This window comes from Armatimonadota bacterium, from assembly GCA_039679645.1.
Lineage (GTDB): Bacteria > Armatimonadota > UBA5829 > UBA5829 > UBA5829 > UBA5829.
Map to the genome: position 1 here is coordinate 46,516 of JBDKUO010000037.1, position 14,376 is coordinate 60,891.

The following is a 14,376-nucleotide window of genomic DNA, read 5'->3' on the forward strand; positions in this document are numbered from 1 at the left end:
TGTCGACGTATCGCCACAAGCTGACTGGCGCTTTGAGATGGGTGGATATATCGAAGATTGACAATCTGCCTGGACAAGGTTAAGATCAAAAGCATTATGCCAACACCCGATATTTGCACCACAATTCTGGATGCTGCACCGAGTGAGCTTCGTTGCATAATAGCAGGCCGCGAATGGCAGCAGGTGAAGATCGGCTGCTCAAACGCCTTCACAATTTACTTTCCTTGTGCAAAATGTGAGGGTGTATACTACAGACTTTTGGACGAGCTGTTTTGATCGACACTGGTATGATTTCGTCCCCGGATATCTAAACTCAGCGGGTGAAGCATTTGCGGCGAGATTTCAAAGGCCAACCAGATGCGACTGGCAAATGCTTCGCCCCTACATCGCAATTCCCAGTATTCTCATCCGCAGATTTTGAAATTTCAGCAGACGGGCATAGGATTCCTCTATGAGGACGGCTAACATATTTGCATAAAATAACTACCGGCGCATGTCTATATTACGAGAGACCGCAATTCACCTCAGCGGTCCAGGAGGATACGCGATGCAAAACGACATGGCGCTACTGGAGCGATATTCCAGAACAGGAGACGCGGAGGCTTTCGCAGAACTGGCAAAACGTTACGTGCGGCTGGTCTATAGCACGTGTCTTCGCATTACCGCCAATACGCAAGAAGCCGAAGACATCACTCAGGATTGTTTCTTGGAGCTTGCGCGAAGAGCTGGAACCGTAAGGTCATGCCTGCCCGGTTGGCTGCATAAAGTGGCAAAAAACCGCGCGCTCAATGCCGTCAGCAAGGATACTGTACGCAGGCGATATGAGCAGGCGGCTGTTAACGCGAATGACAACCGGTCTGAGCCTGGGTGGGCAGAAATAGTGCCGATTGTCGATGAAGCGCTGGACAAACTGCCGGATAAGCTGCGTGAGCCGATAGTATTACACTATTTCCAAGGGCTGACGCAGGCAGAAACTGCAGCTATTCTAGGCATCAACCAGTCGACAATTTCTCGATACCTTGACCGGGCAATAGACTCTCTTCGCGAAGAGCTAAAGAAGTCCGGAGTTGTGTTGACGGTAGGTGCGCTCACCGTTCTTCTCACAGAGAGCGCAAAGGCATCGGTCCCGGCTTCAGTAGCGGCAGCGATCGGCAAGATTGCGGTCTCGGGGATCGGGACAACGACGTTGTCAGGCGGTTTCTTTGCGACTGCAAAAGCTGCTTTGGGTACCGGCCTTGGGAAGGCCGCTCTTGCGTTGAGCATTCTCGCCGCGTCTCTGGTAGTGGGACACATGATATATGCAAACGGCACCACGAGCCCTGCATCAAGCGAGGTCGCTTCCACTAGCGGCGAAGTGGTCAAGAGAGACTCTTCAGTGCTGCAGATTTACCTCTTGCCGGATACAACTCACGGAACCTGGCGGGTAACTGCTCCAAAGCAGGCAGGTGAAGGTTATATCTTTGAACGTGTAATTAACGGCACAACAGAAGCGATTGACAGCGCAAAGCAGCCAAAGGAGATCATGGACAAAATAGTTAACCCCCAACAAAATCCTCCGGTTATCACAACCAATGACCTGCTTCCGAATGCCGAGGCCCAGATAAGAAAAGGTGACGGAAAGCCGACTCTGAATGCTGAGTTTACTGAGCGCGGCGCACAAGTGTTTGCTGATTTCACCGGCAAGCATATTGGCGAGTGTACAGGTGTTTTTGCCAACGGCAGGCTGATTTCTGCTCCGGTTATATTACAAGCGATGCATATCACCAGGTTCGAGATAACAGGATTCGGCAGTCTCGCTGAAGCTGAAGCTCTGGCTAAGCAAATAAACGGTGACAACAAAGGACAACCATAACTTTGGCAATTGCGATCAAAGACCCAGCACTTAACACGGGCGACCCGACCAGGCTCGGACTTAAGGAACTGCCCGAACATGATTATAACCTCTGGATGAAGCCGACCCTCGACGGGCGCAACTATGTGAGGCATTAGTTAAGGGTATGGTTAGTACATTAAATGGGGGGACATATGCCCCCCATTTGAACAGGTCAAATGCCGGATAACCTCTTTACTGTCTGCGTCTGAAGCATGTGCCCAGCAAGCCAAGGCCGGAGCCAAGAGCCAGCAGGGCAGAAGGTTCGGGCACGGCTGCCGTCTGGAGTGGAAGCAATCCGGATTCGGAGGTCACTGTTACCCCATCAGGCACCTGGATGCCGAAATCCATGGTGTTGGCAAAATCGGCCCATATGTTGCCCGTAATGCTGGTTAGAGGACCAACTTTGTCGCGCCAGCTCACCCCAAGGATAGTGCTGGTGTCAGGATCCACTGTAGTCGTAATGTTAAGCCCTGCTGAGACAGTTATCGGTGTATTGGCAGGGAGATAGATGGGAACTGAGAATGGGTTTGATATGTTTCCCGCCTGGTCAAAATAGGCTTCAAAGCCCTGACTGCTTGACCCCTCTTCTCCAGACGTTCTGTAGCTGAACCGAACCCATGAATCCACACTCATCGGCGTCCATATATACTTTTGGAACACATCATAGTTGGAATAATTAGAGCTGCCGCCGAGACAACCGCTGACATTACCCGACAGCAAGAGGGTTGCAGGCGCTGAGAGTATGATAGTATCGGAAATCTCAGCGCTGGCGCCGGCATGGGTGTTGATGTTGATCATGGAAGTCATAGCGCCCCTTACCTGCAGCCATGTAGACGCGTAAGCCTTTAGGATACCGGCGGATTCGTTGACATATGCATAGGTGCTGTAGCCTTTGTCTGCAGTAACCGTGTCTACACCAGCATAAAAAAACGGAGGAGGCGGATCGTCTCCCGATTGAGTTGGGTAGTTGTAGGAAGCTGTGGCTACACCCGCAGTACCGGGATCATATTGGCTGAGTGACTCATCAAAACCCGGGATTGTAACTCCTGTGTTTCCCGGATAGAAATCCGCGGACTCAGCCGTATAAGCGCTGACAGACGCCCATGCCGAGATGCAACTCGCTGCAAGAAGTGTTACTATCACGACAATCAAAGATGCTGCACGCAAGCAGCCTGATCTTTTCTGAGTGTTCATATTGTCTCCTGGCTTTTTGTTGGTAGCGTACATAACCGTACAATTACTAGGAAACAAGCTATGCAATAATTGTGCCAATGAGCAGGCATTTAGTTTATGGTATTAAACATTTCCGGGTGCGATAAAGAGACTCAGCTAAATATTGTAAAATGAGACGGATTCTGCATATTAACGGTGTGTTTGACTGTGACCTCTTTGCTATGTATACTAAGCCAACATCCTCAGACAAAAATACGGCGAGGAAGAAGTGCCGATTCCGTCTGAAGATCCTATTGGAGAACTCATCGCACAGGCTAGCAGAATGATCGGCAAGTAACAGTCCGCTTACAACATCAGTTGGGGACGAAGCATTTGCGGCGAAATTCCAACAGCCCGCCTAATGTGATCGGCAAATGCTTCACCCCTACGGGTAAGACTGGGAACAAACTACAACTTGAGGATTTGAAGTCCAGAGGTTCTGTTTCGCACGCGATCGGATATCGCGCACGATCTATAGGAGCGGAATTTGGAGGTCTCACCTCATTAATGACATTTCCTGTTACCTGTTACCTATTCCCTGTTGCCTGATTTTTTGACTTTTCGACCTCCTGAACGTATACTCAACCATGTTGGTGAGCATAATTTGCAGAACAAAATGCTATTATGAATCGCATTTTCCGTGAAAATGCGACTGGATAAACTATGATTGAAGAGATAAAAGAATCACTAAAATATAAAGACCTGCTCAAGCAACTCGTGATACGAGACCTCAAGGTGAGGTACAAGAACTCGGTGCTCGGGTTCTTCTGGTCGCTGCTGAATCCGCTGGTGCAGGTGGCGACTATAACGATCGTGGTCAAATATATAATGCGGCTGGATATACCCAACTACTCGGCGTATCTGCTGGTGGGCTACCTCCCGTGGGTCTTCTTTCAGATGGCTCTGCTGGACTCCAGCCAGGTCATTTTGATGCACCGCGATCTGCTCAGAAAAGTCTATTTCCCCAGGGAACTCCTGCCGCTGTCGGTCGTAATTGCGAACCTGATACACTTCATGTTGGCACTGGTGGTGTTCTTTGCATATCTGCTCTTCTATCAAATATTCCTGCATGGCGCGCCTGTCGCTCACAGCGCGGCATGGCTGCCTGTATTGGTCCTGTTGGAAACGCTGCTGCTGGTAGGGCTGACATTTGTGGTATCGTGCCTGAACGTCTTCTTTGAGGATACGAAGTATCTGCTCACGGTCCTCTTGAATGTGCTCTTCTACCTGACTCCGGTGATGTATGTATCGGAACTGGTCTATGCCGGCTTGCCGCATGTGCACCGCACGCTGCTGTTTAAGCTCTATCTGTTGTTGCCGCTGAATATGCTGACTGAGGCTTATCGCAAGACGCTGCTGCCGGCATTTCATGGAGGCGCGAGAGGTTTACAAATTCAGAGCGTGCCACTGGATTACGGCATGCTCGGCGTATGCGCGATAATATGCATTCTGGTGGCTGTCGGCGGATATGCTTATTTCAATGCCCGCAAGTGGGTATTCGCGGAGCGTGTATGATGAAGCCCGCGATACGACTGATTGATATAACCAAGATTTTCGAGCTGTTCAGAGAGAAGCAGACCTCGCTGAAGTCGGCTATTCTATCGTTCAGGCGGACACCTCCGCAAAAGCTTGTTGCGATAAAGGACTTGAACCTGACCGTGGAACACGGCGAGACTGTCGCGATCATAGGAAGAAATGGCTCGGGCAAAAGCACGACGCTGAGAATAATCGGCAGAGTCTATAAACCGACCGCCGGGTCAGTCGAAGTGGACGGCCGGATGTCGACCATGCTTGACCTGGGAGCGGGGTTTCACCCGGACCTCACCGGTCGAGAAAATATATTCTTCAGCGCTGCCGTTATGGGGCTTTCCACTGCTCAGATTAGAGACAGGATAGACAGGATTATCGACTTTTCCGAACTCAACGACTTCATAGACTCACCCATAAAGACATACTCGGCGGGTATGCTGATGCGCCTCGGGTTCGCTATAGCAGTCGAGACGGACCCGGACATACTGCTTATAGACGAGGTGTTAGCCGTAGGGGATGCGGCGTTTCAGGGGAAGTGTTATGAGCGCATAGACTCATTCAAGGCTGCCGGGCGCACTATAGTCTTTGTCACTCACGACCTGGAGGCGGCGCGGTCGGTGGCATCCCGCACGATATGGTTCGACAAAGGCGAAATTCGTGCTGACGGCGAGACTCGCGAGGTGATTGACGCGTATCTGTCTACAGTGCCTGCGCATCAGCACAGCGCTTAGGATTAGGGTTAAAATGCACCTCTTTACTGGAATAATTATTATGGCTATAATGTCCATAAGAGTTGTTTTAGAATGAGGTGGCACATATGGTATCGCTCACGTCAAAGGAAGCAAAGGAAAAATTTGGGATGCTGGTAGATACGGCTAGAAGAGAGCCCGTAACTATAACCAAGCATAATCGTCCGGCGGTGGTAGTAATCTCCAGCGAAAGATATGCCGAGCTTGAAGCGCTTGAAGATGAAATATGGATTACGCGAGCCAAAAAGGCAGAGAAAAGAGGCTACAAGAGCGCAGACGAGAGCGAAGCTATTATTAGTGAGATCCTGAATGCTGAGGCTTAAACTCACAAAAGATGCAGGCGAGTTTCTTGCCAAAAGACAGCTTAAGCATCAGCGACAGATAGCAGCCAAAATTCAGACTCTGCGGGACGACCCGGCGCCAACCGACTCCAAGGCACTGAAAGGTTATGATGGATATATGCGATCAGATATTGGCGAATATCGCGTTATCTACAGAGTAGATGGTGACACCCTGTTTGTGGCTACAATTGGAAAACGCAATGATGATGAGGTTTATCGCAGATTTAAGAGGAAGTGAACCTTTTCTGGATGGTGATCGAACCCCATAACTTGTAAAGCGCAACGAGGAGAATCAATGATGAAAATACTCTTGATACACGGTCCCAACCTGAATATGCTGGGCGAGAGAGAGCCCGGTGTCTACGGGACAGAAACTATCGATATGATTAATGATCGCTGTATGGGACTTGCTAAAGAGCTCAATATCGAGATGGAGATAAAGCAGTCCAATCATGAAGGCGAAATTATCGATATGATTCAGGCAGCGGGCAAGACTGTAAAGGGAATCGTAATCAACCCCGGAGCGTTCACGCACTACAGCATCGCAATACGAGACGCGCTGGCGGCTGTTAAACTGCCTATAGTCGAAGTGCATCTATCAAATATCTATACAAGAGAAGAGTTCAGACATACATCGGTCATCGCGCCGGTGGCGACCGGACAGATCTGCGGGTTCGGCAAAGAAAGCTATCTGTTGGGAATCAGAGCGGTTGTGGAGATAATTAGAAATGCGTGATGCAAGGCTGGCTGGAATACGTAAACATATGAGCGCAAAGGGTCTCGAAGCCATGCTCATCACAAATATGCGCAACATCTTTTACCTGAGCGGGTTCACCGGATCTACCGCTGCTATGGTCATAACCGGCGATAAATCGTATATCCTGGTCGACCCGCGATACTCGATCCAGGCGCGAAATGAGTGCAAAACGTCTGAAGTGCGGGATTATACTCGTGTCGCTACAATAGTTGCTGCTGCCTCTCTTATCAAAGAACTCAGTGTGAAGACTGTCGGGTATGAGGCTGATAATATAGTGATCTCATCATTTGGGAAATTAAGGCGCGCACTGGGACCCGGAATCAAATCTCGCTCGACAACAGGTATGGTCGAGAAAGTGCGCAGGATCAAAGACTCAGACGAGCTTGCGCTTATCAGACATGCCTGCTCGATTGTCGATACGACATTTGAGAGGATAGTCAATGAGATCAGACCGGGGATGACCGAGAATGAAATAGCACTATTTATCGACACCAATATGCGCAAACTCGGCGCTGAACACGAAGGTTTTTCGACCATAGCGGCTGCGGGACCAAACTCGGCATGCCCGCACCACAGCCCGACTGATGCCGTACTCAAAACCGGTCAGTTCCTCAAGATGGACTACGGCGCGCAGTATATGCGATACAACTCGGACATTACGCGCACTATCTGCTTCGGCAAGCCCACTGCAAAACACCGTGAGGTCTACCAAGTAGTATTGGATGCTCAGATGAAGGCTATAGAATCGATTGCGCCGGGTAAAAACTGCCGCGATATAGACACGGTTGCGCGTGATTATATCACCTCCAAAGGCTATGGCGATAACTTCGGCCATGGGCTGGGACACTCGCTGGGGATAGATGTTCATGAAGAGCCGCGCTTCTCACAGACGTGCGACGTGGTGCTGGAGCCGGGGATGGTGATGACTGTGGAACCGGGGATCTATATCGAAGACTGGGGCGGAGTGAGAATTGAAGACGATGTGCTGGTGACTGAGAGCGGCTGTGAAGTGCTCACAAGCGCGACTAAAGAGCTGGTTTGCATTTAGCTACTGGATATATATATTGGGGATAGAATCCCCTGGAATGTGCGATCCCCCGGACGATCAAGACAGCCAAGATCAGGATACGGCTATCTGAGCCATTCTACCTGAACGACAGACTCCAGCTTTTCAAATTCGGGGTCCGCCGTAATAATCGGGCAATTGAGACCTATGGCAACTGCTACGCCAAAGCAATCAGCCAATGATACTGCATGCATGGCTTTGAGGGTGATTACTTGATCAATGTGTTCATCTGCAGACGCAATATTGATCGGCAAAGCTTCGATGGCTGCCATCACCTGAGGATTGTTTTTCCCGCGACGGGCGAGCATGTACTTGACCTCGGCCATATTGATAACCGACATGTATAGTTCAACTCTGCCATCCTCAGCACACTTGATGAGTTCTCTGACCCTCTCCCAACCCCGCTCTTGCTGAAAGAAAGCCAATAAAGCAAAAGAGTCCAGAACATATTTACTCATCTTCGACGTCTCGCTTCCGCTCAGCGGCCAGCTCGTCCGCCATAGACGGTTCGTCCTTAAAAATTCCACATAGAAAATCAGTAGGGTCCGGCGGGATAGGAGCAAGGACGATCAAGCCGTCGGATTCCGAAATCGTCATTTTCTGCCCCGGCTTTATATGCAACTTGTTGCGGATTGCCTTTGGTATAGCTACTTGATATTTTGACGATGCGCGAACCACAGACATGGTTTTACCTCACATGATCGATGCAGAAGAGTTTTACAAACAATTTAGTATACCACATTTTGCTCGTTGGATATCACACGCAATCAATAAATGCTCAGAGTGCCGGATTTGGGATAGAATCCACTGAAATGTGCACCCGGGGAAAGATTCCCCACACGATCAGTGCTTTCCACTTTCAGCTTTCCACTGTTTCTATACCAGATATTGAAAGATTAACTGGTAAGATACTATTGCCTATTACCTGTTGCCTAAAAACTGATCTTATGCCTGCGCATACTTACGCCTTCGAGCAGGCCGACACCCATCATATTGGCCATCAGGCTGCTGCCGCCATAGCTGAACATAGGCAAAGGCACACCCGTAACCGGCATGATACCTATAGTCATGCTGATATTAACGACAATATGGAAGAGGAACATACCCGTCACGCCCGCGGCAATCGCTCGGCCTGTAAGGTCCTCGGTCACGTTCATAATCATCAGGGCGCGCCATATCAGCGCGAAATATAGAGCGACCAACCCTGCAGCGCCGACAAAGCCTGTCTCTTCGCCGACAACGGTAAAGATAAAGTCGGTATGCTGCTCCGGAATAAAGTGAAGCTCACGCTGGGTGCCTTTCAAAAAGCCCTTTCCACTAAATTTGCCGGAGCCGATTGCAATTCGCGACTGAGTTACATGATACCCGCTGCCGCGTGGGTCCGCCGCAGGATTGATAAATGTGATCACGCGCATCTTCTGATAGTCTTTCATCACTCCCGGGATGTTCCAGGCAGCCAGCACCAGTATAATTCCTGCGCTGACAAAAATCAGGATGTTCTTGATGTCCGTGCCCATCACGAAGGTCATCGTCAGCCAGATTGCTATCAGCACAAGGCTGGTGCCGAGGTCCGGCTGCTTGAATATCAAGAGCATCGGGACCGCCAGATAAATAAATGACTTTGCGAAAACACCCATAGACCGAATTTGTTCTCTGCGCTCGACCAGAAAAACAGCCAGCGCTATTATCAATATAATCTTTGCGAACTCAGACGGCTGAATCTTGGCTGCGCCGAAACCGATCCATCGCTGTGCGCCCTTGGAGGAATGACCAGTTACGAGCACTGCGGCGAGCATCAACAGGTTGACAACATATAGCTTACCGGCATATCGATGATACAGGCTCGTATCTATCGAAGCCATCAATGCTGCTGCCGCCAGACCCAGCACTGCCCATACTATCTGTCGCTCTACATATCCGGTGCCGGTCGTGCCGCCGCGGCTCGCGCTGTATATCATCACACAGCTAAACGCGATTATAGCCAGAGCTATAAAAAGCAGCGAGAAATCGAAATTCTTTACATGCCTGCTGTCGACTATTCCATCAATGCTGTCAATCATCTTAATTCAGTCCTGTGGGGAACATCCGCACCGTATTCATGCGTCCTCTTAAGTAGTCTCGCAATTCATGTCCCAACATATTATAATTGAATTACTGCAACCCAACAATGGAGATGTCATGACTCGAACAATCTTTCTAGCCGGGTTTATATTTCTTTTACTCCAATCTATTGCATTTGCGCAGCCTGCCGAGTTCCAAATAGTAAAAATGGACAACGGCCTGACCATAATCCTGCAGGAAGACCATGCGGTCGGGCTTGTAGGAGTCGATGTATGGGTCAAGGCGGGCTCTGCCATGGAGACCGCTGAAACTAACGGTATCTCGCACCTGATAGAACACCTCGCGTTCGGCTCCACAACAAAGCACAAGCAGGGTGAGATGGACCTTGAGATGGAGAGCCTGGGGGCTACGCTCGATGCTCACACATCCCGCGACTGGGCGCATTTCTCTACTACAGTATCTTCTCGCTACCTGCCCAAGGCGCTGGATATACTTGCAGACATCGTTACGGGCGCGCAGTTTGATCAGGCCGAACTGGACCGTGAACGCCTTGTAGTTACAGACGAGATCATTAAGAAGCAAACGAAACCGTTCGACATCTGCAAAGATTATCTGGCAAAAGAGCTTTACGGCAGTCACCCGTATTCACTGCCTATCGAAGGCACGGAAGAGACAGTCGCAAAAATCACTCGTCAGCAGATGGTGGACCAATATCACAAGCTATACGTGGCGTCGAATATAGCTGTTGTGCTGGTCGGCGATATAGACAGCCAACAGGCTATATCCGAAATTGGCAGAGCATTTCAGACTCTGCCGAAAACACCTGCGCCGGATCAAAAACCTGTCGAAATCACCCCACCTGCCGCACAGGTTTACAAGACATTCAAAGCGCCATACAAATATGACTATCTGGCAATAGCTTTCCTGGGGCCGTCGGGTGACAGCTTCGCGGACGTATGCGCGACGGATGTGCTGATGACATACATCGGTTATGGTCGATGGAACTGGATGCAGGACGAGCTTTCAAAGAAGATGGGGCTGGCTGCTGAGACTTCGGGTGATTTTCTTACTCAGAAATACCCATCCATGATATCTCTTGTGGCCGCGACCACCGGCACCAATTTTGAGGAAGCTAGAAACGCGATATTCAAAAAGATAGACGAGATCAGACGACAGGGCATACCGGCTGGGAATCTGGCTCTTGCACAGCGGGAGGTCCTTGGTGACTATGCGTTTCAGAACGAGACATACGGAGGCCGGGCAAACACTGCAGGCTTCTATTTTGCGGTATCCGATGCGCAGTTTGCAAACAAGTATATCGACTGCATTCAGGCGGTAACTAATGACGACATTATGAGAGCGGCGCGCAAATATTTCGACCCGACAAAAGCCGTAATCATCGTGCTGGGGCCGGACGGGGGTGCAAGATGAGGCTACGCAAAACCGCATGCCCTGCGGTTAAAACCGCGGCAACAACTACACAAAGTCGGCCTGCGCCGACTAACCTCTCCCCAGACTTCTTACCGAAACTGGGAGAGGAGCAAGTGTCCGAACAAACGCTCCATCCTATAACACGGTGTTTCGGGAATTTATTCCCGAAGCTTTCGCGGTTGATGACTGTCTCTGTAGTTCTCGCCCTCATGGTCGCCTCGTGCGCAGTTGCGCAGCAGACTGCCGGTAGTAATCCCAAAATAGTCAAGAAAGTATTGGATAACGGCCTTACGGTGATAATCAAACCGGAGCGTGGCAGCGGGATTGTGACGATTGTGGCAATGGTGAAGGCCGGAGCCGCTCAGGAGACCATTCAGACCGCAGGGATCGGCAACTTTGTTGCACAAATGGTCCTTGCAAGCACTCGAATGAGTTCGGCTGAAGAGGTCGCGGCGGTGGCGGACCAGGTCGGCGGCAATATCGGCGCATCGTGGAACCCTGATTTCACAGAGATCAGAGCGGTCACCACGTCGACCATGTTCAACCGCGCGATGTCTCTGATCGGTGAGTGCCTTACGGAAGCGAATTTTGAAAGCAAGTGGATAGAGGAAGTCAGAGCGGCTATGCTGCGCCGGGTCAACACAAACAGTGATGACCTTTTTGAGAACACGTATTTTGATCTCAGGCAACTGCTTTACGAAGACAGCGGCTACAGACGCCCGAATGTCGGCTTTGAAAGGACATACAAGCTTGCGACTGTTCAAGACCTCGAAAAGTTCTACAAAACCTATTATGCGCCGAACAATATTGTGATCTCTATCGCAGGTGATGTCACTTACGATCAGGCGCTGGATCGCGTTGAAAAGGCTTACGCGGGGGTGCCGCCGGGTAAGCTGCCGGTTGACCGCGGAATCCCCAACGAAACACTCGACAGGTGCAAATACCACGCGTCCGAAGTGGAACTGGGCGCGGCGTATCTGATGCTGGGATGGCTCGCGCCCGGAATGGGTGCGCCTGACTACCCGGCTGTGTCCGTATTGGCAAATGCACTGGGTGGAGGAAAAGGCTCGCTTATGTTCAATGAGCTGCGCCAGAAACGAGGGATGGGATACGACCTTGGGATTATGTATCCGAAACTAAAATACCAGAGTCATCTGATGGCATATATAATCACCGATCCGTTTAAGTTCTCTCTTACATCCATGAGCCCGAAGATGGTGGTTGACGACATAAAGAACGCTCTCCTGGAGCAGGTAAACACGCTCAAAACTAAACCGCTCGACACCAAGGACCTTGAACGAGCAAAGGGTTATACCATCGGCACATATAACCTCTCTCATCAGCACCTGTTGGACCGTGCATTTGACCTGGCATGGTTTGAGACCATAGGAGTCGGTTATGATATGTACAGCAGCTACCCTGACGAAGTGGAGAAAGTGACTGCTGAAGACGTGCAGCGCGCGGCAAATAAGTATTTCACCAACTACGCCGCGGAACTGCTGCTGCCGAAGTCGAAGGCGGAAGCTACCGATTAACCAGTTATTCGGCCGGCACCAGCGGTTCAATTGACTCAATTAGCTTGGGAATATCTTTAACAACAGTATCCCAGAGCAAAACAAGATCAACTGAGTCATAACCGTGGATTAGCCTGTTGCGCATAGATATCATGTCTCGCCAGGGCAAGTATGGATGCTCGCTTTTGAAGTCATCGCCTACCCGGTTAGCTGCTTCTCCAATTATTTCTATGGCGCGAACAACGGCAAAATGACACTGAACATCATCAATAAACGCATGAAGACTTTTATCGCCAACAAATTCGACAGCACGTCTTGAAGCTTGAAGAATATCGATAAGCGAATCCAGATCACGCGGCATAGATCACCTCCGCAGACTCAAGAATCGCCCTCTTTCTGATATAGTTGGCACTCGACTCAATGCCGCGTTTACTCACCAGATCGACTTCCCTGCCGAGAATCTGGGCAAGTTCATCCTGCATGTGAACCATGTCAAAAAGAGTTAAACCTGCGTCAGGAGCAAAAGTAACGAGGACATCTACATCACTCTCCGGCCCGAAATCATCCCGCAAAACGGAACCGAACAACGCGAGTTCAACGATTCTCCATTTCCGGCAAAATTCTCTCAGCAAATTGTGATCTATACTAATACGAGGGCTCATGTGAAACCTCTTAACTAATCCCCATACGCTCCTGGCCGAACGGGCATAGATCGAGAAGGGCGCAAATCTCGCACTTGGGTGTCGGGGCTTTGCACACTGCCCGCCCATGGGCTACGATCAGATGATTGAAGTGAGTGTAATCGGCCTCGGGAAGTATCTCCCGCAGTTCGAACTCGATCTTGGTCGGATCGCCGTTATCCGTAAAGCCGAGGCGCTTGGTCACTCTCTTTACGTGCGTGTCGACTATTATCGCGGGCTTGCCGAATGCGTCGCCAACTATCAGGTTTGCCGTTTTACGCCCCACCCCACTAAGGTTAGTCAGTTCCTCTATTGTATCGGGGACATTGCCGTCGTAATCGCCGACAATCTCCCTTGCCGAAGCAATAATCGCCTTTGCCTTGTTTCTGAAAAAGCCGGTAGCCTTGACCATACTCTCAAGCTCGTCCTGATCGGCGTTGGCGAAAGCCTCAACATCCGGATACTTCTCAAACAGCTCAGGGGTTACCATATTCACGCGCTCATCCGTGCACTGGGCGGCCAGAATAGCCGCTACCATAAGCTGGTGCGGAGTCTGATAATCCAGAGTGCACTTCGCGTCGGGATACTCTTTCTTGAGTATTTCGATTATCTTGGGCGCGCGCTCTTTTTTCTCTTCTAACGTCATTATGAGTGACACCTTATAAACGCCTTGAAGGACCGGTCGTAAGTCTTTTCGACCTCGGGCGGGAAGCAGCACGCGGGGAGTTGGTCCATACCCAAATGATATTGAATGCACTCACAGCACTTGCCGTGCCGGCAGCAGCCTGAATAGGTGCAGTTGCAGTTCATAGAGTTCTCGTTTGATCTTTCGCAGGCCATTTTTTCCTCATGTCGTCGGTTGTCGGTCGGCAGTCGTCGGCCACTATACGCGACCAGCTAATCCGATACAGACATGATTTTAGGTGAAATTGCGAGGATCGTCAACTTCATTCCGGAGCAATTCCGGAGCAAGGGCATTCCAAATCTATGGGTAATTCTCCTCATCACGAAAACACGAAAGGGGGAAGCACGAAAGAAACTATGGGGTAGGTATCCTGATAGGTGACGATCTCCGAATCGTCACCTTAATGCCGAATTGGGGTCTCCAAACCCCGTAACCTTTGCTGGAATAGCCGGATTCGGAGATCCTTACCCATCATAG

At 50.3% G+C, this 14,376-nt stretch carries 18 protein-coding genes; 10 read left to right on the forward strand and 8 right to left on the reverse strand.

Annotated elements, in window-relative coordinates:
• Nucleotides 1–547 precede the first annotated feature (547 nt).
• Nucleotides 548–1,852 carry a sigma-70 family RNA polymerase sigma factor gene (locus tag ABFD83_07615; GenBank protein MEN6356935.1) on the forward strand — a complete coding sequence of 435 codons (1,305 nt, stop codon included), beginning with the start codon at nt 548–550 and terminating at the stop codon, nt 1,850–1,852.
• A 2-nt stretch (nt 1,853–1,854) separates the two neighbouring features.
• Nucleotides 1,855–1,989, forward strand: a complete 135-nt coding sequence (locus ABFD83_07620; GenBank protein ID MEN6356936.1) for a hypothetical protein — start codon at nt 1,855–1,857, stop codon at nt 1,987–1,989.
• Between the two features lie 76 nt (nt 1,990–2,065).
• On the opposite strand, the gene ABFD83_07625 is transcribed toward ABFD83_07620, so the two are convergent.
• Nucleotides 2,066–3,067 (reverse strand): PEP-CTERM sorting domain-containing protein, encoded by a 1,002-nt coding sequence (locus ABFD83_07625; GenBank protein ID MEN6356937.1) that lies wholly within the window; start codon nt 3,065–3,067, stop codon nt 2,066–2,068.
• 681 nt (nt 3,068–3,748) lie between these two features.
• Here ABFD83_07625 and ABFD83_07630 point away from each other — a divergent pair.
• The 6 genes from ABFD83_07630 to ABFD83_07655 all read left to right on the forward strand — a co-directional run bounded on the left by ABFD83_07630 (nt 3,749) and on the right by ABFD83_07655 (nt 7,510).
• Complete coding sequence (locus ABFD83_07630; protein MEN6356938.1) at nt 3,749–4,600, forward strand: ABC transporter permease; 852 nt, start codon at nt 3,749–3,751, stop codon at nt 4,598–4,600.
• A complete protein-coding gene (locus tag ABFD83_07635; GenBank protein ID MEN6356939.1) occupies nt 4,597–5,346 on the forward strand; it encodes an ABC transporter ATP-binding protein in 750 nt (249 codons plus the stop codon). Before ABFD83_07630 ends, ABFD83_07635 begins: the two co-directional genes overlap by 4 nt.
• 86 nt (nt 5,347–5,432) lie before the next feature.
• On the forward strand, nt 5,433–5,687 hold the full coding sequence (locus tag ABFD83_07640) for a type II toxin-antitoxin system prevent-host-death family antitoxin (protein ID MEN6356940.1): 255 nt from the start codon (nt 5,433–5,435) through the stop codon (nt 5,685–5,687).
• Nucleotides 5,674–5,943 carry a type II toxin-antitoxin system RelE/ParE family toxin gene (locus tag ABFD83_07645; protein ID MEN6356941.1) on the forward strand — a complete coding sequence of 90 codons (270 nt, stop codon included), beginning with the start codon at nt 5,674–5,676 and terminating at the stop codon, nt 5,941–5,943. The genes ABFD83_07640 and ABFD83_07645 overlap by 14 nt, the downstream gene beginning before the upstream one ends.
• A gap of 57 nt (nt 5,944–6,000) precedes the next feature.
• The gene (aroQ, locus tag ABFD83_07650; protein MEN6356942.1) at nt 6,001–6,441 is read left to right on the forward strand and encodes a type II 3-dehydroquinate dehydratase; all 441 of its coding nucleotides are present in this window, start codon (nt 6,001–6,003) and stop codon (nt 6,439–6,441) included.
• Entirely contained in the window at nt 6,434–7,510 is a 1,077-nt protein-coding gene (locus ABFD83_07655) for a Xaa-Pro peptidase family protein (GenBank protein MEN6356943.1), read from the forward strand. Before aroQ ends, ABFD83_07655 begins: the two co-directional genes overlap by 8 nt.
• Before the next feature lie 83 nt (nt 7,511–7,593).
• On the opposite strand, the gene ABFD83_07660 is transcribed toward ABFD83_07655, so the two are convergent.
• From ABFD83_07660 to rodA, 3 genes are all read right to left on the reverse strand, one after another.
• Nucleotides 7,594–7,986: a type II toxin-antitoxin system VapC family toxin gene (locus ABFD83_07660; GenBank protein ID MEN6356944.1), complete on the reverse strand. Its 393-nt coding sequence runs from the start codon at nt 7,984–7,986 to the stop codon at nt 7,594–7,596.
• Nucleotides 7,979–8,212 (reverse strand): AbrB/MazE/SpoVT family DNA-binding domain-containing protein, encoded by a 234-nt coding sequence (locus ABFD83_07665; protein MEN6356945.1) that lies wholly within the window; start codon nt 8,210–8,212, stop codon nt 7,979–7,981. The genes ABFD83_07660 and ABFD83_07665 overlap by 8 nt, the downstream gene beginning before the upstream one ends.
• Before the next feature lie 248 nt (nt 8,213–8,460).
• Nucleotides 8,461–9,588 (reverse strand): rod shape-determining protein RodA, encoded by a 1,128-nt coding sequence (gene rodA, locus ABFD83_07670; GenBank protein ID MEN6356946.1) that lies wholly within the window; start codon nt 9,586–9,588, stop codon nt 8,461–8,463.
• A 118-nt stretch (nt 9,589–9,706) separates the two neighbouring features.
• On the opposite strand from rodA, the gene ABFD83_07675 reads away from it, so the two are divergent.
• Together ABFD83_07675 and ABFD83_07680 are read left to right on the forward strand one after the other, a co-directional pair.
• The gene (locus ABFD83_07675; GenBank protein MEN6356947.1) at nt 9,707–11,020 is read left to right on the forward strand and encodes a pitrilysin family protein; all 1,314 of its coding nucleotides are present in this window, start codon (nt 9,707–9,709) and stop codon (nt 11,018–11,020) included.
• Nucleotides 11,021–11,133: 113 nt separating this feature from the next.
• A complete protein-coding gene (locus ABFD83_07680; protein MEN6356948.1) occupies nt 11,134–12,555 on the forward strand; it encodes a pitrilysin family protein in 1,422 nt (473 codons plus the stop codon).
• A gap of 4 nt (nt 12,556–12,559) precedes the next feature.
• On the opposite strand, the gene ABFD83_07685 is transcribed toward ABFD83_07680, so the two are convergent.
• The 4 genes from ABFD83_07685 to ABFD83_07700 are packed head-to-tail and all read right to left on the reverse strand — an operon-like array spanning nt 12,560 to nt 14,054.
• On the reverse strand, nt 12,560–12,895 hold the full coding sequence (locus ABFD83_07685; protein MEN6356949.1) for a DUF86 domain-containing protein: 336 nt from the start codon (nt 12,893–12,895) through the stop codon (nt 12,560–12,562).
• Nucleotides 12,885–13,196, reverse strand: coding sequence for a nucleotidyltransferase family protein (locus ABFD83_07690; GenBank protein ID MEN6356950.1), 312 nt, complete (start codon nt 13,194–13,196; stop codon nt 12,885–12,887). The genes ABFD83_07685 and ABFD83_07690 overlap by 11 nt, the downstream gene beginning before the upstream one ends.
• A 10-nt stretch (nt 13,197–13,206) precedes the next feature.
• Nucleotides 13,207–13,860 carry an endonuclease III gene (gene nth / locus ABFD83_07695; GenBank protein ID MEN6356951.1) on the reverse strand — a complete coding sequence of 218 codons (654 nt, stop codon included), beginning with the start codon at nt 13,858–13,860 and terminating at the stop codon, nt 13,207–13,209.
• A complete protein-coding gene (locus tag ABFD83_07700; GenBank protein MEN6356952.1) occupies nt 13,860–14,054 on the reverse strand; it encodes a DUF6485 family protein in 195 nt (64 codons plus the stop codon). Before ABFD83_07700 ends, nth begins: the two co-directional genes overlap by 1 nt.
• Between the last annotated feature and the right edge of the window lie 322 nt (nt 14,055–14,376).

Excerpts from the sequence above, each read along its gene's own strand:
- ABFD83_07615 (MEN6356935.1), top strand. The coding sequence starts at position 548 with ATGCAAAACGACATGGCGCTACTGGAGCGATATTCCAGAACAGGAGAC.
- ABFD83_07625 (MEN6356937.1), bottom strand. The coding sequence starts at position 3,067 with ATGAACACTCAGAAAAGATCAGGCTGCTTGCGTGCAGCATCTTTGATT.
- ABFD83_07630 (MEN6356938.1), top strand. The coding sequence starts at position 3,749 with ATGATTGAAGAGATAAAAGAATCACTAAAATATAAAGACCTGCTCAAG.
- ABFD83_07635 (MEN6356939.1), top strand. The coding sequence starts at position 4,597 with ATGATGAAGCCCGCGATACGACTGATTGATATAACCAAGATTTTCGAG.
- ABFD83_07640 (MEN6356940.1), top strand. The coding sequence starts at position 5,433 with ATGGTATCGCTCACGTCAAAGGAAGCAAAGGAAAAATTTGGGATGCTG.
- ABFD83_07645 (MEN6356941.1), top strand. The coding sequence starts at position 5,674 with ATGCTGAGGCTTAAACTCACAAAAGATGCAGGCGAGTTTCTTGCCAAA.
- aroQ (MEN6356942.1), top strand. The coding sequence starts at position 6,001 with ATGATGAAAATACTCTTGATACACGGTCCCAACCTGAATATGCTGGGC.
- ABFD83_07655 (MEN6356943.1), top strand. The coding sequence starts at position 6,434 with ATGCGTGATGCAAGGCTGGCTGGAATACGTAAACATATGAGCGCAAAG.
- ABFD83_07660 (MEN6356944.1), bottom strand. The coding sequence starts at position 7,986 with ATGAGTAAATATGTTCTGGACTCTTTTGCTTTATTGGCTTTCTTTCAG.
- ABFD83_07665 (MEN6356945.1), bottom strand. The coding sequence starts at position 8,212 with ATGTCTGTGGTTCGCGCATCGTCAAAATATCAAGTAGCTATACCAAAG.
- rodA (MEN6356946.1), bottom strand. The coding sequence starts at position 9,588 with ATGATTGACAGCATTGATGGAATAGTCGACAGCAGGCATGTAAAGAAT.
- ABFD83_07675 (MEN6356947.1), top strand. The coding sequence starts at position 9,707 with ATGACTCGAACAATCTTTCTAGCCGGGTTTATATTTCTTTTACTCCAA.
- ABFD83_07685 (MEN6356949.1), bottom strand. The coding sequence starts at position 12,895 with ATGCCGCGTGATCTGGATTCGCTTATCGATATTCTTCAAGCTTCAAGA.
- ABFD83_07690 (MEN6356950.1), bottom strand. The coding sequence starts at position 13,196 with ATGAGCCCTCGTATTAGTATAGATCACAATTTGCTGAGAGAATTTTGC.
- nth (MEN6356951.1), bottom strand. The coding sequence starts at position 13,860 with ATGACGTTAGAAGAGAAAAAAGAGCGCGCGCCCAAGATAATCGAAATA.
- ABFD83_07700 (MEN6356952.1), bottom strand. The coding sequence starts at position 14,054 with ATGGCCTGCGAAAGATCAAACGAGAACTCTATGAACTGCAACTGCACC.